The organism is Cryobacterium sp. TS_SC_7, assembly GCF_056156285.1.
This window is the reverse complement of the sequence record NZ_CM149589.1, coordinates 1,935,933-1,955,831: the sequence shown is the minus strand read 5'-3', so window position 1 is coordinate 1,955,831 and position 19,899 is coordinate 1,935,933. Positions and strand designations below refer to the sequence as shown.

Annotated in this window: 18 protein-coding genes and 1 pseudogene; 7 read left to right on the top strand and 12 right to left on the bottom strand. The window is 68.7% G+C overall.

Features of this window, described 5'->3' with window-relative positions:
* Positions 1-128 precede the first annotated feature (128 nt).
* The 3 genes from AC0J5J_RS09025 to AC0J5J_RS09015 form a co-directional block, all read right to left on the bottom strand.
* A complete protein-coding gene (locus AC0J5J_RS09025; protein WP_474897614.1) occupies positions 129-1,154 on the bottom strand; it encodes an alpha/beta hydrolase in 1,026 nt (341 codons plus the stop codon).
* Between the two features lie 138 nt (positions 1,155-1,292).
* Positions 1,293-2,414: an FUSC family protein gene (locus AC0J5J_RS09020; RefSeq protein ID WP_474897613.1), complete on the bottom strand. Its 1,122-nt coding sequence runs from the start codon at positions 2,412-2,414 to the stop codon at positions 1,293-1,295.
* 41 nt (positions 2,415-2,455) lie between these two features.
* Positions 2,456-2,944, bottom strand: a complete 489-nt coding sequence (locus AC0J5J_RS09015; protein ID WP_474897611.1) for a GNAT family N-acetyltransferase — start codon at positions 2,942-2,944, stop codon at positions 2,456-2,458.
* Positions 2,945-3,205: 261 nt separating this feature from the next.
* Here AC0J5J_RS09015 and AC0J5J_RS09010 point away from each other — a divergent pair, with 261 nt between their 5' ends.
* Positions 3,206-5,422, top strand: a complete 2,217-nt coding sequence (locus AC0J5J_RS09010) for a DEAD/DEAH box helicase (protein WP_474897609.1) — start codon at positions 3,206-3,208, stop codon at positions 5,420-5,422.
* An 83-nt stretch (positions 5,423-5,505) separates the two neighbouring features.
* Here AC0J5J_RS09010 and AC0J5J_RS09005 read toward each other — a convergent pair whose 3' ends face one another.
* The 7 genes and pseudogenes from AC0J5J_RS09005 to paaI all read right to left on the bottom strand — a co-directional run bounded on the left by AC0J5J_RS09005 (position 5,506) and on the right by paaI (position 12,244).
* Positions 5,506-8,262, bottom strand: a complete 2,757-nt coding sequence (locus AC0J5J_RS09005) for a cation-translocating P-type ATPase (protein WP_134423962.1) — start codon at positions 8,260-8,262, stop codon at positions 5,506-5,508.
* A gap of 9 nt (positions 8,263-8,271) precedes the next feature.
* A complete protein-coding gene (locus tag AC0J5J_RS09000) occupies positions 8,272-8,787 on the bottom strand; it encodes a universal stress protein (RefSeq protein WP_474897607.1) in 516 nt (171 codons plus the stop codon).
* Positions 8,788-8,858: 71 nt separating this feature from the next.
* Positions 8,859-9,203: a helix-turn-helix transcriptional regulator gene (locus tag AC0J5J_RS08995; RefSeq protein ID WP_134423964.1), complete on the bottom strand. Its 345-nt coding sequence runs from the start codon at positions 9,201-9,203 to the stop codon at positions 8,859-8,861.
* Between the two features lie 62 nt (positions 9,204-9,265).
* Positions 9,266-9,622, bottom strand: a complete 357-nt coding sequence (locus AC0J5J_RS08990) for a hotdog fold thioesterase (protein WP_134423999.1) — start codon at positions 9,620-9,622, stop codon at positions 9,266-9,268.
* A 185-nt stretch (positions 9,623-9,807) separates the two neighbouring features.
* A pseudogene (locus AC0J5J_RS08985) lies at positions 9,808-10,395 on the bottom strand (TetR/AcrR family transcriptional regulator); the annotation flags it as partial.
* 71 nt (positions 10,396-10,466) lie between these two features.
* Complete coding sequence (paaK, locus tag AC0J5J_RS08980; protein WP_134424000.1) at positions 10,467-11,777, bottom strand: phenylacetate--CoA ligase PaaK; 1,311 nt, start codon at positions 11,775-11,777, stop codon at positions 10,467-10,469.
* 32 nt (positions 11,778-11,809) lie between these two features.
* Positions 11,810-12,244: a hydroxyphenylacetyl-CoA thioesterase PaaI gene (gene paaI / locus AC0J5J_RS08975; RefSeq protein WP_134423966.1), complete on the bottom strand. Its 435-nt coding sequence runs from the start codon at positions 12,242-12,244 to the stop codon at positions 11,810-11,812.
* Positions 12,245-12,360: 116 nt separating this feature from the next.
* Here paaI and paaA point away from each other — a divergent pair, with 116 nt between their 5' ends.
* The 6 genes from paaA (at position 12,361) to AC0J5J_RS08945 (ending at position 17,049) form a co-directional block, all read left to right on the top strand.
* Complete coding sequence (gene paaA / locus AC0J5J_RS08970; protein ID WP_134423967.1) at positions 12,361-13,344, top strand: 1,2-phenylacetyl-CoA epoxidase subunit PaaA; 984 nt, start codon at positions 12,361-12,363, stop codon at positions 13,342-13,344.
* Positions 13,344-13,649: a 1,2-phenylacetyl-CoA epoxidase subunit PaaB gene (gene paaB / locus AC0J5J_RS08965; protein WP_104102564.1), complete on the top strand. Its 306-nt coding sequence runs from the start codon at positions 13,344-13,346 to the stop codon at positions 13,647-13,649. The genes paaA and paaB overlap by 1 nt, the downstream gene beginning before the upstream one ends.
* On the top strand, positions 13,649-14,494 hold the full coding sequence (paaC, locus tag AC0J5J_RS08960) for a 1,2-phenylacetyl-CoA epoxidase subunit PaaC (RefSeq protein WP_134423968.1): 846 nt from the start codon (positions 13,649-13,651) through the stop codon (positions 14,492-14,494). The genes paaB and paaC overlap by 1 nt, the downstream gene beginning before the upstream one ends.
* Positions 14,488-15,015 carry a 1,2-phenylacetyl-CoA epoxidase subunit PaaD gene (gene paaD, locus AC0J5J_RS08955; RefSeq protein WP_134423969.1) on the top strand — a complete coding sequence of 176 codons (528 nt, stop codon included), beginning with the start codon at positions 14,488-14,490 and terminating at the stop codon, positions 15,013-15,015. Before paaC ends, paaD begins: the two co-directional genes overlap by 7 nt.
* Positions 15,016-15,017: 2 nt before the next feature.
* Positions 15,018-16,202 (top strand): 1,2-phenylacetyl-CoA epoxidase subunit PaaE, encoded by a 1,185-nt coding sequence (paaE, locus tag AC0J5J_RS08950; protein WP_474897605.1) that lies wholly within the window; start codon positions 15,018-15,020, stop codon positions 16,200-16,202.
* A gap of 73 nt (positions 16,203-16,275) precedes the next feature.
* Complete coding sequence (locus tag AC0J5J_RS08945; RefSeq protein WP_474897603.1) at positions 16,276-17,049, top strand: enoyl-CoA hydratase/isomerase family protein; 774 nt, start codon at positions 16,276-16,278, stop codon at positions 17,047-17,049.
* A 228-nt stretch (positions 17,050-17,277) separates the two neighbouring features.
* Here the strand turns inward: AC0J5J_RS08945 and AC0J5J_RS08940 are convergent, their stop codons facing one another.
* Positions 17,278-17,985, bottom strand: coding sequence for an ABC transporter ATP-binding protein (locus tag AC0J5J_RS08940; protein WP_134423972.1), 708 nt, complete (start codon positions 17,983-17,985; stop codon positions 17,278-17,280).
* Positions 17,982-19,898 carry a branched-chain amino acid ABC transporter ATP-binding protein/permease gene (locus tag AC0J5J_RS08935; RefSeq protein WP_134423973.1) on the bottom strand — a complete coding sequence of 639 codons (1,917 nt, stop codon included), beginning with the start codon at positions 19,896-19,898 and terminating at the stop codon, positions 17,982-17,984. The genes AC0J5J_RS08940 and AC0J5J_RS08935 overlap by 4 nt, the downstream gene beginning before the upstream one ends.
* Between the last annotated feature and the right edge of the window lies 1 nt (position 19,899).

Sequence of the window (19,899 nt, the reverse complement as noted above, 5' to 3'; positions counted from 1 at the left end):
CCAACGGGGGACCGCGCAGGTCGACGGCGCTCGCGGCGCACCCTGTGGAAGCGGGCGCGGGTTAGAACGTGCGCCCGCTTCCGTAACCTGCGCCGCGAGGCGGAACCGAGAGCCCGGGCTGCCGGCGGCTACTCGCCGAGCGCGCCGTGCAGGAAGGCGGACACCTTCTCGCGCATGGCGGCGTCGAGGATGCCGATCGAGTGCAGGGTGCCCGGCACCGTGACCAGCTCGTGGTCGATGCCCGTGCGCTCGAGCGCCGCCGCGTACCCGGTGGCCTGCGCCAGCGGAATGTACTCCTCGGTCGACGTGCCGAGGAAGACCGGCGGATCGCTGCTGTCGAGGGTGTTCGCCGGCGAGGCTGCCGCGGCTTTCGCGCAGTTCCGCAGCGTGTCGCAGCCGAGGTAGTCGAGCACGATGTTCTGCAAGCCGGCCGGTGCCCGGCCCCTGACCAGGGCCTGGTGGCTGAGGTCGAGGGGCGCGGAGAGTTCGGCGACCGCGGCCACCCGGGCGCCGTCGGTCAGTGACCCCGAGCCGCGGGTGCCGAGCAGCGCGGCGAGGTTGCCGCCGGCGGAACCGCCGAAGACGCCGATCCGGTCGGGGTCGATGCCATAGGTCTGGGCGTTGGCGGCAGCGCGGGCCCACTCGACGGCGAGGGCGACGTCGTCGAGGGCGGCGGGGAACACGGCATCCGGAACCAGCCGGTAGTTCACCGAGTAGGCGACGAAACCCTCGGAGGCAAGCCAGGTGCAGACCATTCGCCAGTCCCTGTTGCCCTTGTCGCCCCGGGCCCAGCTGCCGCCGTGGATGGAGATGACGGCCGGGCGCAGCGCTGCCGCCGTTTCCGTCGCTGAGGCCGTTCCCGTCGGCGCCGGATCAGCCGGATCGGCGAGATCGGTCGGAGCCGTCGCGATCGGCGGCGAACACACGTCGAGGGTGAGGACGGCGCCGTCCGCCTGGGTGCCGTATTCGACATCTTCGTCGACCGTGATTCCCTCCGGCCGCTCGAACGTGCGGATGCCGACGATCTGGGTCGTGACCAGCTCGCTGCGCTGGTCGCCGGGTTCGTCGGGCGTCACGGAATACAGTTGCGGGCGGAAGCCGCCGAGGAGGGCCGTCGCGGCGACGGCGATGCCGACTGCGCCGGCAACAGTCACCAAGCGGATGCGACGAGAGCCGAATCGAGGATGGCCTGGGCCGGTGTTCACGTGTGCTCCGAGCTGCGGGGTAGGGCTTCGAGCCTAATTCCTGTCGCGCGCCGCACCGAATCCTCCGGGGGAGGGGTCTCGCCTGGGTCAGTGCGCCGCCGCAGCCGAAGCGGCGTCGGCCTCCTCGGTCTCCGGCAGAATCCGCGGCCGGAGGGCCGCGAGAATGCGGGTGACGTCCATTGCAACCGTCGAGGCAACGCCGAGTGACGTGGCCGGCGCCGAGCCTCGGCGCTCGTCCAATTCGGCCATCAGGTCCTTCAGGGCGGCATCCGCTTCGGCGAAAGCGGTCTGCTCACCATCGTCCGGGTCCCAGTCCTTCAGCAGCGCGGCCAGCGTCAGCAGCGTGCGGCTGAGCGCGGGCCGCATCTCCGGGCGCAACTCGAGCTGGATCGGCAGCCCCCAGACTGCCCCGGCCAGCACCTCGGTCAGGTCGCGCACGTGGAACGTCACATTCTCGAGGGCCGCCAGATCGTCGTAATCCGAACGGAGGTTGCGCTGGTTCGTGCGGGCGCGCGGGTTTCCCTTGCGGCTGTCGTCGGCGTGGCTGACGGCAGCGCGCACGGCGCGGCCGACCGCCACGAGGTCCTGGCTGCGGGAGGCCCAGCCGTCCTGTTCGGGCGGCCAGCTGTCGGCCAGGGCCTCGGCCACCTCCGAGAGGTGGTCGGCCAGGGTGCAGCGAAACCGGGTCAGCTGATGGCCGACGGCTTCCAGCGCCAACGGCGGGAAGAAGACCAGATTCACGGCGAGGCCGACCAGGATCCCCAGCGTCATCTGCACCAGGTACCCGATCGAATAACCGTCCGCATTCGGCCCGCCGACGATCAGCACGAACAGGGCGGTGACCGGGATGTACTCCCGGTTCGCCCCGAACCACCCGGTGGCCGCGATCACGGCGCCGACGCCTACCGCGAGCGAGATGGTGAACACGTTCGGCTCGCTCAGGATGATGACCAGTCCGGCGAGCACGATGCCGACGGTGAGGCCGCCGAGGGTCTGCAGGGCGTTCCGTACCGAACTCATCAGAGTCGGGTACATGCTCACCAGCGCGCCCAGCGGGGCGTAATACGGATAGTCATCCGCGACCCCGGGCAGCAGCGGCGCGATCGTCCACGCGATGGCGACGGCGACGGCGGCCTTGAGCGCCTGGACGATGCGCGGGCTGGTCGCGGTCACGCCCAGCCAGGACGCGGTCGATCGTGCGTGCCGCACACTCGCCTGTGCTGATCTGTGGGCAGTGGCCCGGGCCCGGGTCATTGCGCGTCAGCCGGCAGGACCTTGGCGAAGCAGACGCTGAATTCTTCGCCGACGTACTGTCCGAACAGGGGAACCTCCCGGTAGCCGACGCTCCGATAGAAGGCGAGCGCCGCATGGCTCGCCGGCCCGGTCTCCAGTACGATTTCACGGATGCCGCGGGTCGCCGCATCCGCTTCCATCTCGATCAGCAGGTGGCCGGCCACGCCGTGGCCCCGGGCGTCCGGGTGCACGAACATGCGCTTCAGCTCCGCTGCACCGGGAGGGCCGGCCGCATCGGCCCCGCCCACCAGGGCGGCGATCCCCAGGGCGTGGCCCGCCGCATCCCGCGCCACGTACACGGCGACGCCGGGCTGCTCAAGTTCCTCGACGCTGAGCAGGAAGTTGCTCTCCGGCGGGTACAGGGACTGGGCGTACTCGCCGCTCAGGCGCAGTAATTCGGCGAGTTCCGGCTGCCGCGGGGACTCGATTGAGATGGTGGTCAGCATCAGAACAGAGTAGACGGTGAAGATAAGCCCGTGACATTTCGGCATCAATCAGGTAACGTGGATAAGTCGGCTCTTGACACCGTGTGTTTTTTTGTGTGCGCGGATGGGTTTGTAAGTCAGGATGGGCCGGTTTCCCAGTAATCCGCTGGTGAAAAATCACTGTATGTGAACGGCCCCGGCCATAGACTGCCCGGGTTCTCAGGTTGCGTCGCTGTGCGGCGTTGTTCTGCCATGTACCCAATACAACCCAGGAACACTTCCATGCCTAAGAACTTCGATCCCAAGTACTCCGCCAAGGGCGGACCGTCCAAGGGCGGCAGCAAGAGCCCCGGACACCGCGGCCACAACGCTGCCGAGGGTGCACCCAAGAAGGCCCGTTGGAACGCCGGAGAGCGTGCCGACCGTGCCGCCGGCCGCCCCGCCGGCAATGACCGCCCGGCCTACGGCCAGCGTTCCGAGCGTCCCGCCTACGGCGACCGCCCGAACCGCACCGATCGCCCCTCCACCGGTGGCGCCCCGCGCGGCGACCGCCCCTCCTACAACAGCGACCGTCCCCGCACGGACCGTCCGTCGTACAACAGCGACCGTCCTCGCACGGACCGTCCGTCGTACGGCAACGACCGTCCCCGCACGGATCGTCCCGCCTACAACAATGACCGCGCCCCGCGCACCGATCGCCCGTCGTACAACAGCGACCGTCCTCGCACCGACCGTCCGGCGTACAACAATGACCGTCCGTCTTACGGCAGCGACCGTCCCCGCACGGACCGTCCGGCGTACAACAACGACCGTCCGTCCTACGGTGACCGCGCTCCGCGCACGGACCGACCGTCGTACAACAGCGACCGTCCCCGCACCGACCGCCCCGCGTACAACAACGACCGTGCCCCGCGCACCGACCGCCCCTCGTACGGCAACGACCGTCCCCGCACGGACCGTCCGGCGTACAACAACGACCGTCCGTCCTACGGTGACCGCGCTCCGCGCACGGACCGACCGTCGTACAACAGCGACCGTCCCCGCACGGACCGTCCGGCGTACAACAATGACCGCCCGGCGCGCACCGACCGTCCTGCCTACAACAACGACCGTCCCTCGTATGGCGATCGTCCCGCCCGCCCCGAGCGCGGCGGCTACGACCGTTCCGAGCGGGCGAACTCCGACCGTCCGTCGCGTCCTGCCCGCTCGGCGTCCGACGGCGGCCACTCCAGCAATTTCTACCCCGACCGCGACACCAAGGCGCACTTCGCCGCCGGTGACGACGTCGTGCTCGAGCGCCTCGAAGCCATCGCGACGACGGCTGCCGAAGTCGTCGGCGTGACCTTCGGCGACCTGGGGCTCGGCGAGAACATCGTGCGTGAGCTCGCCACCCTCGGTGCCGCAACGCCGTTCCCGATCCAGGCTGCGACCATCCCGGACGTGCTGGCCGGGCGCGACGTGCTCGGCCGTGGCAAGACCGGTTCGGGCAAGACCATCGCCTTCGGTGCTCCCCTTGTGGAGAAGCTGCTCGAGAACAACGGGGCCAAGGACCGCAAGATGGCCCGCAAGCCGCGCGCGCTCATCCTGGCGCCGACCCGTGAGCTGGCCCTGCAGATCGACCGCACCATCCAGCCCATCGCTCGCAGCGTCGGCCTCTTCACCACCCAGATCTACGGCGGCGTTCCGCAGTACCGACAGGTCAGCGCCCTCCAGCGCGGCGTGGACATCATCATCGGCACCGCCGGCCGCATCGAAGACCTGATCGAGCAGGGTCGTCTCGACCTCAGCGAGGTCGTCGTCACCGTCCTCGACGAGGCCGACTACATGTGCGACCTGGGCTTCCTCGAGCCGGTTCAGCGCATCCTGCGTCAGACCAAGAAGGGCGGCCAGAAGCTGCTCTTCTCGGCCACCCTCGACAAGGGCGTTGCCTCGCTGGTCAAGGAATTCCTGATCAACCCGGCCGTGCACGAGGTTGCCGGCGAAGACCAGGCCTCCTCCACGATCGACCACCGCGTGCTCGTGATCGAGCACCGCGACAAGAGCGCCATCATCGGCCAGCTTGTCGACCGCCAGGGCAAGACGCTGATCTTCTCCCGCACCCGTGCCTACGCCGAGCAGCTCGCCGAGCAGCTCGAAGATGCCGGCGTGAAGGCCACGAGCCTGCACGGCGACCTGAACCAGGCCCGCCGTACCCGCAACCTGCAGATGCTGACCAGCGGTCGCGTCAACGTGCTGGTGGCAACGGATGTCGCCGCTCGCGGCATCCACGTGGACGACATCGACCTGGTCATCCAGGCCGATGCCCCCGACGAGTACAAGACCTACCTGCACCGCTCCGGTCGCACCGGTCGCGCCGGCAAGTCCGGTACCGTCGTCACGCTCATCCCGAAGCAGCGTCGACGCCGTATGGACGACCTGCTCGAGCGCGCCGAGATCGAGGCCTCGTTCACGAACGCGGCCCCCGGCGACACGTCGGTCCGTGACCTCGCCGGTATGTAGTCAGCAGCACCCGCACTAACGCGAGAAAAGGGCATCCACCGTCACGGTGGATGCCCTTTCTCGCGTTCCGGGGCAGGACGGCCTCAGCGGCGAGCGGCGCGCCGCCCGGTTGCCCGCACGATCGCCTTCCGAATCTCCTCGATCCAGAGCACGGACGACCCGACCAGCACGCAGAGGCCCCACTGGCTCCCCGTGAGCGCGGTGGTGTCGAAGAGTCCCTGGAGCATGTCGATCTGCACCACGAGAACCTGCAGGATGATCACGGCGGCGAGTGCCAGCCAGATGCTGCGGTTGGTGAACGTCTGGAGTGAGAAGACGGAGTGGGTGTCCGAGCGCACGTTGAGCAGGTTGAACACCTGGAAGAAGACGAAGGACGTGAACGCGAGGGTCGTCGCGAAGGCGGCGTCCCCGGCACTCTCCGGGAACAGGGCGGGCGCCTGGGTCAACACCGTCAGGGTTCCCGCGGCCATGACCAGGCCGAGCCCGAGAATCCGCAGCATCCGGTCCCGGGTGAGCAGAGGCTCGTCGGACGGGCGCGGAGGCCGGCTCATCGTTCCGGGTTCGGCCGGATCCAGACCGAGGGCCAGGGCGGGAGGGCCGTCCATGATGATATTGACCCAGAGGATCTGCAGCGCCGTGAACGGTGCACCCGCCGCCCAACCGGTGACGCCCGCGATCAGGAAGATGAGCACGAAACCCCACGCCGTGGTCAGCTGGAACCTGACGAACTTCAGGATGTTGGCATAGATGCCGCGTCCCTCCCGCACCGCGGCGACGATCGTCGAGAAGTTGTCGTCGGTGAGGATCATGTTCGCGGCGCCCTTGGAGACATCCGTGCCGGTGATCCCCATGGCGATCCCGATGTCGGCCTGCTTCAACGCCGGCGCGTCGTTGACGCCGTCACCGGTCATGGCCACGACGTTGCCGCCGGACTGCAGCGCCCGGACCACCCGGATCTTGTGGGCCGGGGTGACCCGGGCGAGCACCCCGTAGTCGGCGGCGCGGGCGGCGAGTTCGTTGTCGTCGAGCTCGTCGAGCGTGGGACCGGCGGCAGCCTCGCCCGGCAGGCCCAGGTTGCCGGCGATGGCCGAGGCCGTCACGAGATGGTCGCCCGTGATCATGTGCACGCGGATGCCTGCACCGAGCGCCACCGAGATGGCCTCAGCAGCCTCGACGCGGGGTGGGTCGACTATTCCGACGATGGCGTAGAGCGTCAGTCCGGTGACCAGCGAGCGACCCGAGTCGTCGTCCGGAACGGTCTCGGCGTCGAGGGTGCGTCCGGCGATCATGATCGTGCGCAGGCCCTCCCCGGCCAGCTCCTGGATGGTGTCGTGGATTCGTTGCTGCAGCGTGTCGTCCAGAGAGCGGATGCCGTCGTCGGTGAGTACCGAATCCGTCAGGGGCAGCAGGGCGCCCGGTGCGCCCTTGGCGAAGCAGCGGTGACCGGATGGTCGCGGTCCTCCGGTCGTCGGCTCTGCCGGTCGGTGGAACGTGGCCATGAATTTGTAGTCGGAGTCGAAGGGCACTTCGGCCACCCGGGGGTAGGTCCGTCGTGCCCCCGCGACGTCGATGCCACCCTTCTCGGCGAGCACGGCGAGGGCCCCTTCGGTGGGGTCGCCGACCAGCACGCCGTTGTTCAGCACTGCGTCGTTGCACAGGGCCATGGTCAGGAACGCCTCGGTGAGGTCGGGCATCGAACGGTCGTCTCCGGTGAGGATCCGGCCCTCGGTGGAGTAGCCCTCGCCGGTGATGCGGAAATCGCGGCCGTGGGTGTGCAGGCGTCGGGCCGTCATCTCGTTCATGGTCAGCGTGCCGGTTTTGTCGGTGGCGATGTGGCTGACGCTGCCGAGCGTTTCCACCGCCGAGAGTTGCTTGATGATCGCGCCCTGGGCGGCCAGCCGCGAGGCACCCATCGCCAGGGTGAACGCGACGACCGCGGTGAGACCCTCCGGAATGGTCGCGACGGCCAGCGAGACGGCGGTGATCAGCAGCTCGGTCCAGGACTCGCCGCGCAGGAGCCCCAACACGAAGACGATCGCCACCACGACCAGCGCCGCGACGGTGAGCAGCTGGGCGAGCTGGTCGATCCTGCGCTGCAGGGGTGTCTTCTCGGTCGTCACTTCGTTCAGCAGCCCTGCGATACCGCCGACGGCCGTGCCCATGCCGGTGTCGGTGACGACCATGGTGGCCCGGCCGCGGGTGACCAGGGTGTTCATGAAGAGCATGTTGGTACGGTCGGCGAGCGGCAGTCCGGCATCGTCCAGCGCGGGGATCGTCTTGCCGACCGGCTCGGATTCCCCGGTCAGGGTTGCCTCGGCCACCTGAAGCCCGGAATGCTCGATGAGGCGACCGTCGGCGGGAACGGAGTCGCCGGCGTCGAGCAGCACGATGTCGCCCGGCACCAGCTCGGAGAACTGAACCTCTACTTCGGTGCCCCCCCGGCGAACGACGGCCTTGCCTTCCGACAGTTTTTGCAGCGCCTGGAGACTGCTCTCGGCGCGTCGCTCCTGCACATAGTTCAGAACGGTGTTGAGGATGATCACGGCCAGGATCACGATCGGAGTCTCCAGCTCCCGCGAGACGACGGCACTGACGACCGCGGCCACCATCAGCACGATGGTCATCTTCTCGCCCAGAAGGCGCACGATCTTGCGCCAGGTCGGCACGCGGTTGGGCTTCTGCAGCAGGTTCGGTCCGGACTGCCTCCGGCGGTCGTCGACCGCGGCCGCGCCGAGCCCGGTCCGAACGTCGACGTCCTGCGTCGCGAGGGCCTCAGCGGCCGAGAGTGTGTGCCAGGCGGTGCGCTCGGTGGTTGCCGCTACGGGAGAGGGGATAGGCATCCGGCTGAATCAGCGTTTCGCTGGTTTGCGCGTGACCAGAACCGGGCAGACCGCGAGCCGGGTGCATTGGTCGCTGACCGAGCCCAACAAAAGGCCGGCCAGGTTGCCGCGGCCGCGGGAACCGACCACGAGCATGCGTGCCTCCCGGGACACCTCGATCAGGCTCCGGGCGGGCCCCGCGTGCACCGCCCGGTAGTCGGCGCGGACGTGCGGGAAGGCGTGCACGATCGCAGCGGTGTCTTCGATCAGAGCGCCCCGGACCGCTTCAGAGTATTCCTCGAACGATGACACGAAGCCGAACTCCCAGTTCGCGGGCCGGGGGGCGGTGTCGATCGACCAGGCCCGCACGATCACGATCGGGGCGTGCAACTGGTCGGCGAGCCCGAAGGCCGTGCTGAGCGCGTAGTCCGCAAAGGGTGATCCGTCGTGGCCGACGACGATGCTGCCGGCCGGCGCCGGCTCAGGGCTGGAGCCCTCGGCGGTCTCGAGGGGTGTGCCTGCGGGGGTTGTGCCTTCGGTGTTCACGGCGGACTCTCCGAACTGAGGGACGAGTGGGGCAGAACGATCAGAACACTCCCAGATTACCGAACTGCAGTTCAGGTGTCCAGCGGGTGGGGCGGGATCGGCACGAGCACGGCCAGCAGCTCGTCGAGTTCGTGGCCGTCCGCCACGGGATGCCGGAACGGTCGTCCGGTGGCGATCTCGTAACTGTTGCGCCGCCCGATCCTGGTTCTCGTGATGTAACCGTCCGCCACGAGGTCGGCGATGATCTTCTGGGCTCCGCGTTCGGTGACGCCCACCCGGGAGGCCACGTCACGCATCCGGCACTGGGGGTCGCGCGCGATCGTGACGAGAACGTGCGCGTGGTTGGTCAGGAAGGTCCAGCGGGCATCGCTCCCGGCGGTGGGCCCAGGCTCCTGGTCGGCGTCCGATGCGTTCATCTAAGCGAGATTAGTCCACCGGAGTCGTTCTGTCCCGGCCGTCTCGCGCCGGGCGGGGGAGCCTATGCGCGATCGGGCGCGTCGATGATCAGGTTGGTGATGCGCGCGGTGCACAGCCGGCGGCCCTGGTCGTCGCTGATCACGATCTCGTGGCAGGCGATCGTGCGCCCGAGACGGATGGCCGTGGCCACACCGGTCACGATCCCTGAGCGGGCGGCGAGGTGGTGCGTGGCATTGATGTCCAGCCCCACGGCGCTGCGCCCCGGGCCGGCGTGGATCACGGCCGCCCAGGAACCGAGCGCTTCGGCGAAGGCGACGGATGCCCCGCCGTGCAGCAGCCCGAACGACTGCCGGTTGCCCTCCACCGGCATCGTCGCGACGACCCGCTCCGCGGACTGCTCGACGATGGTCACGCCCATCTTCTCGTCGAGTTCGCCGAGGGTGATCTTCCAGTTCCCGTTCACGCGTCTCCTATCGGTGGTCGAGCTTGCCGAGACCCGGTGGTCGAGCTTGTCGAGACCCGGTCGAGCTTGCCGAGACCGGTCGAGCCGGCCCGGTGGTCGAGCTTGTCGAGACCGGTCGAGCCGGCCCCGACCGGCACCCGCAGTCCGTCGAGTGCCACCGCGAGCACATCGCTGGCCAGCTGCCCGGCGTCTTCCGGGCCCTCCGGCCGGTACCACTCCACGATCGAGTTGACCATGCCGAACAGAAGCCGGGTCACGATGCGCGGGTCGATGTCGCCGCGCAGCGAGCCCTCGTCGCGGGCCTCCACCACGAGGGCGGACACGGACCGGTCGAAGGCGCGGCGGCGGGCGAGCGCTGCGCGCTCGACATCCGTGTTGCCGCGCACCCGCAGCAGCAGTGTCACGTAGGGCAGCCGGGAGGTGAGCACTTCCACGGCGCCGCGCAGTACCGCGGCGAGCCGATCGATGGCCGGGCCGACCTGGGCGCTCTGCTCGAGCAACACGCCTTCGAGTCCGCCGAGAGCCTCGTCGAGAGCCTGTTCCAGCAACTCCTCCTTCGAACTGAAGTGGTGGTAGATCGCCGATTTGGACAGGCCGAGGCGGGTCGCGAGCACCCCCATCGACGTGGCGTCGTAACCGAACTCGTTGAAGGCGCCGACCGCGACCTCGAGAATGGCGCGCTGGTCGTAACCGGGGCGGCCGCGTTTGGTGAGGGCTGGTTCAGACATAATCGAGAAGTCTCTCACGGGCCGGGTTCCCGGGGGAACGACCGGCCCGTGACGGCTGGGTTGTGGCAGGCTCAGCGCAGGTCGTAGACACGCTTGTGCTTGCCCGTGCTGCGCTCGAGCGTGCCGGGTTCGACGATCAGCACGCTGACGCTTGACCCGATCAGGTCCTTGATCCGGTGGATCAGCAGTGCCGAGGCGATGTCGGAGGCGACATCCGTGGCGTGCTCGTGCCGTTCGATCCGCACGGTGAGCTCGTCCATCCGGTTCGGCCGGGTCAGCTCGATCACGAAGTGCGGGGAGAGGCTCGGGATACTCAGCACGATCTCCTCGATCTGGGTCGGGAACAGGTTGACGCCGCGCAGGATGATCATGTCGTCGTTGCGGCCGGTGATCTTCTCCATCCGGCGCATGCCGGGGCGCGCCGAGCCGGGCAGCAGGCGGGTCAGGTCCCTGGTGCGGTACCGGATGACCGGGAACGCCTCCTTGGTCAGCGACGTGAACACGAGCTCACCCTGGGTGCCGTCAGGCAGCACCAGGCCGCTGTCGCCGTCGATGATCTCGGGCAGGAAGTTGTCCTCCCAGAGGTGCGGACCGTCCTTCGTCTCGATGCACTCGTTGCCCACGCCCGGGCCCATCACCTCGCTGAGCCCGTAGATGTCCAGGGCGTCGAAGTCGAGGCGGTCTTCCAGTTCGAGCCGCATCTGGTTGGTCCACGGCTCCGCGCCGAGCACGCCGGCCTTCAGGCTGGAGGAGCGCGGGTCCATGCCGGCCGCGACCATGGCATCCGTGATCGTCAGGAGGTAGCTGGGTGTGGCCATGATGACGTCGGGCTCGAAGTCCTGGATCATCTTGACCTGCTTGTTCGTCTGGCCGCCGGACATCGGGATCGCTGTGGCCCCGAGCGCCTCGATGCCCGCGTGCGCACCGAGGCCGCCGGTGAACAGGCCGTAGCCGTAGGCGTTGTGCACGCGCATGCCGGGACGCACGCCCGAGGCTCGCAGGCTGCGGGCCACCAGGCCCGCCCACATCGCGAGGTCGTTCTTCGTGTAGCCGACGACGGTCGGCAGCCCGGTGGTGCCGGAGGAGGTGTGGATGCGCGCAACCTGGTCCATCGGCACCGCGAACATACCGAACGGGTAGGAGACCCGCAGGTCGTCCTTGGTCGTGAACGGCAGGAGGGCCACGTCCTCCAGGGTGCGGATGTCGTCCGGGTGCACACCGACCTCGTCGAACTTGCGTGTATATAGAGGTACGTTCTGGTACGCGAGCCGAACGGTCTTCTGCAGGCGCCGCAGCTGCAGGGCCTGCAGCTCATCGCGGGACATCCGCTCTTCGGGGTCGAGTTCGTCCTGCGCCGGCGCGTGCAAGCGGGTCTTGGTCATCGTTGACATGAGGCCTCCTGGTGAAGTGCGGGTTAGAGTGCGGGTGCGGCCGGGGCGGGCAGGGGGAAGTTGGTGGTGCGGCTGCGCCCGCGGAACTCGGCGACCGGCACGCTGTGTTCATTGGTGACGCGCACGTCGTAGAGGCCCGAGCGCCCGCTCTTGGTGCGGAGCACGGCCGTGGCCGTGAGGGTCTGCCCGGCAGCGGTCGGCTTCAAGAAGGTGATGTCGGCCCCGGAGGCGAGCGTGACATGGTGGTCGTCGTTGCAGGCGATCGCGAACGCGGTGTCGGCCAGGGCGAAGACGATCCCGCCGTGGGTCACGTCGAAGCCGTTCATCATGTCGTCGCGCAGGAGCATGGAGACCACGGCACGGCCCGGTTCCGAGGAGCGCACGACCATGCCGAGTGAGGCGGAGGCCCGGTCGTTCTGCATCATGGCCCCATTGGAGGGCGGTAAAGCATCCGTCATGTGGTTCTCCTCATTGAGTTCCGCTGGCTGCAACGCATGGTTGCCGGGGTAGTAGGGAAACCATATACTAACTGAACGATCGGTTGGTAAAAGTTCGCCAAACCCAGGAGTCAACGATGACAATCCCGCCAGTTCCCTACGCTATCGCCCCGGAGAACGCCGCAACGGTGTCCGCCGAGGAGCAGCAGTTCAACGACCTGATTGCCGCCGATTCTCGAATCGAACCGCGCGACTGGATGCCGGACGGCTACCGCAAGACCCTCATTCGCCAGATTTCCCAGCATGCGCACTCCGAGATCATCGGCATGCAGCCGGAGGGCAACTGGATCACCCGGGCGCCCAGCCTCAAGCGCAAGGCGATCCTGCTGGCCAAGGTGCAGGACGAAGCCGGCCACGGCCTCTACCTCTATTCCGCCGCGCAGACGCTCGGCGTCAGCCGTGACCTGATGACGGACCAGCTCATCGCCGGCAAGGCGCGCTACTCCTCGATCTTCAACTACCCGAGCCCGACCTGGGCCGACATGGGCTCGATCGGCTGGCTCGTCGACGGCGCCGCGATCTGCAACCAGGTGCCACTCTGCCGGGCGTCCTACGGTCCCTACGGCCGCGCCATGGTGCGCATCTGCAAGGAGGAGTCGTTCCACCAGCGGCAGGGTTTCGAAATCCTGCTCGAACTGATGAACGGCACGCCCGCCCAGCGCGAGATGGCCCAGGACTCGGTCAACCGCTGGTACTGGCCGGCCCTGCAGATGTTCGGCCCGCCCGACGACGACTCGCCCAACTCGGCGCAGTCGATGGCCTGGAACATCAAGCGGTTCTCCAACGACGACCTGCGCCAGCGGTTCGTCGGAATGCTCGTGCCGCAGGCCGAGGTCCTCGGCGTCACGCTGCCGGACCCGGACCTGCGCTGGAACGAAGAAAAGGGTGCCTACGACATGGGTGAAATCGACTGGACCGAATTCCACGAGGTGCTCGCGGGCCGTGGCCCGGCGAACGCGAGGCGCCTCCAGCGCCGCCGCGACGCGCACAACGAGGGTCAGTGGGTGCGTGAGGCTGCTGCCGCGTACGCCGCGAAGCAGGCCGTGAAGGCGGTCGCATAATGAGCGCTCCCGGTGCATCCGAGAAGGAGATCTGGCCCCTCTGGGAAGTTTTCGTGCGCTCCAGCCGCGGAATCAGCCACACGCACGTGGGCTCATTGCACGCCCCCGACGCCACCCTCGCGGTGCGCAACGCGCGTGACCTGTATACCCGCCGCAACGAGGGCGTCTCGATCTGGGTCGTTCCCGCCGACGCGATCACCACGAGCGACCCGGATGCGAAGGGCGCCTTCTTCGAATCGCCCGCCGGCAAGAACTACCGCCACGCCAGCTACTACACGAAGAGCGAAGGGGTGAAGCACCTGTGATGGATCACGGACAGGCCCCGGTCGCCACCGAGCCCGACGCTCACGGCCACGTCGACGTCGACACGGTCCAGCTCTCCGCGGAACTGGTCGAAGCGGCATCCGTCGCCTCGCACGACGTGGCGGAGTATGCGCTCTGGCTCGGCGACGACTCGCTCGTGCTGGCCCAGCACCTGGGCTGGTGGATCTCCCGCGCCCCGGAGCTGGAAGAGGACATCGCCCTCGGCAACATCGCCCTCGACCTGATCGGGCACGCCCGCTCCCTGTTGCACTACGCCGGGGCCGAGTCCGGCCGCACCGAGGACGACCTGGCCTACTGGCGGGACGAACCCCAGTGGCGGTCCGCGCACCTGTTCGAACAGCCCAACGGGGACTTCGCGCACACGATCGCCCGCCAGTTCATCGCCGCGCACTACCTGTTCGAGCTCTACAGCGCCCTGATGGAGTCGACGGATGCGACGCTCGCCGCGATCGCGGCCAAGGCCGTGAAAGAGGTCGACTACCACCGCGACCACTCCATCCAGTGGGTGCTGCGCCTCGCTCAGGGCACCGACGAATCCCGCCGGCGCATGATCACGGGCCTCTCCGACCTGTGGCCGTTCGTCGACGAGCTCTTCGTCGACGAACCGCTGATCGACCGGCTCGAGGGAGTCGCCGTGCGACCGTCATCGCTCCGTGCCACGGTCGAAGCCGCCATGATTCCCGTTCTCGCTGAAGCTGAGCTCGAGGTTCCCCGCGGCTTCATCTCCTCCGGGGGCGGACGCCGCGGCGACCACTCCGAGAATCTCGGGCCGCTGCTCGCCGAGCTGCAGGTGCTGGCCCGGGCCCACCCGGGCGCGAAATGGTGACCGTGGCATCCGTTGCCCGCCCGCGCCCGAGCGACGCGGCCTCCCAGCAGGCCTGGGACATCGCCGCCGAGGTCTGCGACCCGGAGGTCCCCGTGCTCACGATCGAAGACCTGGGTGTGCTCCGGTCGGTCACCGTCACGGACGCCGGAACCCACGTCATCCTCACGCCGACGTACAGCGGATGCCCTGCCATGGAGGCCATGCGCGACGACGTCACGGCGGCCCTGACCGGGGCCGGCTACCGAAACGTCACCGTCGAACTCGTGCTCGCTCCGGCCTGGACCACCGACTGGATGAGCGAGGAGGGCAAGGCGAAGCTGGTCAGCTACGGCATTGCCGCCCCCACCGGCCACTCCGGCGTGCGCCCCACCGGCGCCGTCCGGCTCCAGCTCGCGGTCAAGTGCCCGCGCTGCTCCTCACTGAACACGCGGGAACTCGCCCGCTTCGGTTCGACGTCGTGCAAGGCGCTCTACGAGTGCCGGGACTGCCTCGAACCGTTCGACTACTTCAAGGTGTTGTAACCATGGCCGCACTCAATCTGGGCAGTACCGATTCCGCCGTTCTCGACCCTGCCGACTCGGTCGCCGATTCCTCCGCTACCGACCCCGCCGCGCCCGCGAAGCGCCGCGCCCGGTTTCACACGCTCACCGTCGGCGAGGTGCGCCAGCTCACCCAGGACAGCGTCGAGGTGACCTTCCTGGTTCCCGACGAGCTGCACGGGGAATTCGACTACGACCCCGGGCAGCACCTCGCCCTCCGCGCCACGATCGACGGACGGGAGCTGCGGCGCAGCTATTCCATCTGCCGCCCCCGCACGGTCGGCTCGGTCAGCGTCGCCATCAAGCGTGACCTCGGCGGCGTCTTCTCCAGCTGGGCGAACAGCGAGCTGCGCGCCGGCGACCAACTCGACGTGATGAGCCCGCAGGGCACCTTCACCACCGCTCTGGAGACCCTCGACGACACGCACATCGTCGGCATCGCCGCGGGCAGCGGAATCACGCCGCTGATGTCGCTCGCGCACACCGTGCTCGAACGCTCGGACACCTCCCGTTTCACGCTCGTCTACACGAACCGCACCGCGCTCGACGTGATGTTCCTCGACGAGCTCGCCGACCTGAAGGACCGGTACCCGGCCCGTCTCGCGCTGCACCACGTGCTCTCCCGCCAGTCCCGCTCCTCCGCGCTGCTCTCCGGCCGCATCGACGAGGAGAAGCTGCGCCTGATGCTGGCCAGCATCATCCGCCCCGCCTCCGTCGACGAATGGTTCCTCTGCGGGCCATTCGAGCTGGTGCAACTGTGCCGCGACACGCTGGAGAGCGTGCAGGTCGACCCGCGTCACATCCGCTTCGAGTTGTTCACGACGGGCGAGCCCACGCATGCCGCCGGTGACACCGGGCGGCCCGTGGTCGTCGGGATCGGCGACAAGACCTTCGAGATCGAGTTCACCCTCGACGGCGAGAGCGCCACGGTGACCACGCCGGTCAACGCGAAGGAGAGCATCCTGAACGCCGCGCTGCGCGTTCGGCCGGACGTGCCGTTCGCCTGCGCCGGGGGAGTGTGCGGAACCTGCCGCGCCAAGCTCGTCAGCGGCGACGTCACGATGACCGAGAACTACGCCCTGGAACCCGACGAGATCGCCCGCGGCTACGTGCTCACCTGCCAGTCGCACCCCACGACCGACAAGGTCGTCGTCGACTACGACGTGTAGCGCGTGTTGAAGCGCTGATCATGTTGACGCGCTAATAAAAAGGTACGGCGCGCAAGCGCGGAAAGTGGTTCCCGTGATCGATCTGACCATCATGGACGACGTGGCCTACGTCGTCCTGAACGCCCCGGACAAACTGAACGCCCTCGACGAGGCGGCCCTGGCCGAGCTCGACGCCGCCTACGAGACCGCGGAAGCGGCCGGCGTGCGCGCCCTCGTGCTGCGCGGCGAGGGACGGGCGTTCTGCGCCGGCCGCGACATCTCGGGTGTCGACCCGCGGGACGACGATGTGATGGGTTTCCTGGGGGGACTCGTCACGCCGTTGCTGCAGCGCATGAGCGCCTTCCCGGCCCCCACCTTCGCCGCCGCGCACGGAGCCTGCCTCGGGGTGGGCCTCGGCCTGCTGATCGCCACGGATGTCGTCTACGTCGCCGACACCGCGAAGATCGGGTCCCCGTTCGCGAATCTCGGTGCCACGCTCGATTCCGGCGGCCATGCCCTGTTCGTCGACCGACTCGGCGCGCACCGCACCCTCGACCTGATCTACTCCGGCCGGCTCATGTCGGGAGCGGAGGCCGTGGCCTCCGGTCTGTTCAGCCAGGTCTTCCCGGCCGCCGAGGTGACGGATGCCACGGTCCAGGCCGCCGAGCGGGCCGCACACGGTGCGACGCAGGCGTTCCTCGCCAGCAAGGAGCTCGTGCGCGCCCTCCGCGACGACCGCCTCGGCCTCTGGCAGAGCGTCGCCGCGGAGAACCGGGCCCAGGCGGCCCTCTGCGACACTGCGGATTACCGCGAGGGCTTCGCCGCCTTCCAGCAGAAACGCCAGCCCGCCTTCACCGGCCGCGGCTGACCTGGCCCGCGCGCGTGCTCCGCGCGCGTGCCGCGCCGAACACCCCGTTCCGGTCGAGAGTGCCCGTTCCGCCGGTCACTCTCGACCGGAACGGACACTCTCGACCGGTGCAATACCCGCGTGCCGCTTCGGGCGTACGCAACGGATGCCGCGCGCACGACGGAAGGAGGGGCGCGCACCCGCAGGTGCGCGCCCCTCCTTCGCGTATGGTGCCGCCGCGTGCCGCGGTTACGCGGCCGCGCCGCCCAGGTAGGCGTTATGCACCTCGGGCAGTTCCACGAGTTCGGCCGGCGTTCCCGTGAGCGCCACTCGGCCGCGGTGCATGACCACAGCCCGGTGCGCGATCTTGAACGAGGCGCGCACGTTCTGTTCCACCAGCAGCACCGCGAGTTGCTTCTCGACGCAGAGCCGGGAGAGCACCTCCATGATCTCGGCGACCACCTTCGGGGCCAGGCCGATCGACGGCTCGTCCAGCATGATCGCCGTCGGGTCCGCCATCAGGCCGCGGCCGATGGCCACCATCTGCTGCTCGCCGCCGGAGAGGGTTCCCGCGGCCTGGCCCATCCGGGTGCGCAGCCGGGGGAACAGATCGAGGATCGACTCCACGTCGCCGTGGCCGTTCTTCGTCCAGGCGCCCAGCATGAGGTTGTCGCGCACGGAGAGGGTCGGGAAGCACAACCGGTTCTCGGGCACATGGGTCAGGCCGAAACCGGCCATCTTCTCCGCGGGCTTCGCGGTGATCGTGCGACCCTCCAGGGTCACGCTGCCCGCGGTCGGCCGGATCAGGCCGCTGACGGCCCGGAGCAGGGTTGTCTTTCCGGCTCCGTTCGATCCGACCACGGCGACGATTTCCCCGCGGGCCACCTCGAAGCTGACCTCGTGCAGCACCGCGAGCTTGCCATAGCCGGCGTCCAGCCCGGAAACGATCAGTGTCATGCGTGCTCCTCCAACTCGGTCAGTTCGGCTTCGGCCTCGTCGAGGTCCGTGCCCAGGTAGGCCACCACCACGGCCGGGTCGTTACGCACCGACTCCGGGTCGCCGTGCGCGATAAGCACGCCGTCGTCGAGCACCGCGACATGGTCGGCGAGAGACATGACCTGCGCCACATCGTGCTCGACGAGCACGATCGTGAGCCCGGACGCACGCAGCCGCCGCAGTAGTTCGGCCATCACCTCGCGTTCAGTGCTGGACAGGCCGGCCATCGGCTCGTCGAGGAGAAGCAGGGCCGGCTCGGCGGCCAGGGCCCGGCAGACCTCCATGATCCGCTGCTTGCCGAAGGAGAGGTCCGAGGCCGAGTCGTCGGCGGCATCCGTGAGCCTCATCGATTGCAGGATCTCGTAGGCCGCCGCGCGGTGGGCGCTCTGCTCACCCGATTGCAGCCCCAGCATCCCGCGGAGCACCCCCGCGCTGCCCTTGCGGTACCGCCCCATGTAGACGTTGCCCACGACATCCGTCGACGAGAACACCTGCAGGTTCTGGAACGTGCGGGTGAGCCCGTGCGCGGCGGCGACGTGCGGCTTTCTGCCGGAGATGACCTGCCCGAGGAACGTGACGGTGCCCTCAGTCGGGGCCAGGGCCCCGGAGATCATGTTGAAGCAGGTCGTCTTGCCGGCGCCGTTGGGCCCGATCAATCCCAGGATGCTGCCGGCCGGCACGGTGAGGCTCACGTCGTTGACGGCGACGACGCCGCCGTACCGCTTGGTCAGCCCCTCGAGGACCAGGATCGGCTCGCCGGCCGCGACCGGCGTGCTCACCGCCGGGAGGAGCGGGATCGTCGTGTCGTCCTCGGCGGCGTGCGCATGTGCGTCGACGGGCGGGCGTTTCCCGGCGAACGGCAGTTTCTGCCACAGGGTGGTCGCCGCCTGGTGGAGGCCGCCGGGGAGCAGCAGGATCACCAGGATCAACACGATGCCGTAGCCGAGCAGCTGCACCTCGCCGGTGGCACCGGGGAAGATGGCCGGGATGACGTCGCGCATGCCCTCGCCGAGGAACTGCACCAGGAAGGCGCCCGCCACGGCGCCCCAGACCGATCCGAGGCCGCCGATGACGACCATCAGCAGGATCGAGACCGACAGGTGGAATTCGGCGGTGGTCGGGCTCACGATCGCGACCTGGTAGGCGTAGAACACGCCGCCCAGGCCGGCGAACCCGGCGGAGAGCACGAAGACCTTGAGCCGCAGAGCATAGGTGTTCACACCGAGACTCTCCGCTGCGAGTTCGGAGTCGTTGACCGCCGAGAGGGCGCGGCCGGCACGGCTGCGGGTGAGGTTGAGGGCCAGGATCAGCCCGATCACCACGAACGGCGTGACGAACCAGAGGAAGAATCCGCTGTTGTCGATCGGGACCCCGAAGACCGTGGGCCGCGAGATGCCGTAGATGCCCGTGGTGCGTCCGGTGACGTCCCATTCGCGCACGCCGATCATCACGATGAAGCCGAGTCCCAGTGTCGCCAGCGCGAGGTAGTGGCCGCGCAGGCGCATGAGCGGAAGGCCCACGAGCAGGGCGACCAGCATGGCGGCGAGCACGCCGACGGTGGCCGCGACCGGTCCGGGCAGATCGAGCTTGGTCAGCAGGATCGCGTGGGTGTACGCGCCGATCGCGAAGAACGCGGCCTGCCCGAGGCTGACCTGCCCGGCCAGACCCATCAGCAGGTTGAGCCCGATGGCCGGCAGGGCGAAGATCATCGCGAACACGACGATGTTCATGACCGAGGAATTGGCTGTGAAGGGAACCACGATCATCAGCGCGACGAGGATGCCGCAGCCGATCAGCGTGCTCTTGTTGTCCGTCCAGAACCGCGCCCGGCGAGAGCTGATCCCGGCGGGGGCTGGTGTGGTTGCATGTGTCATA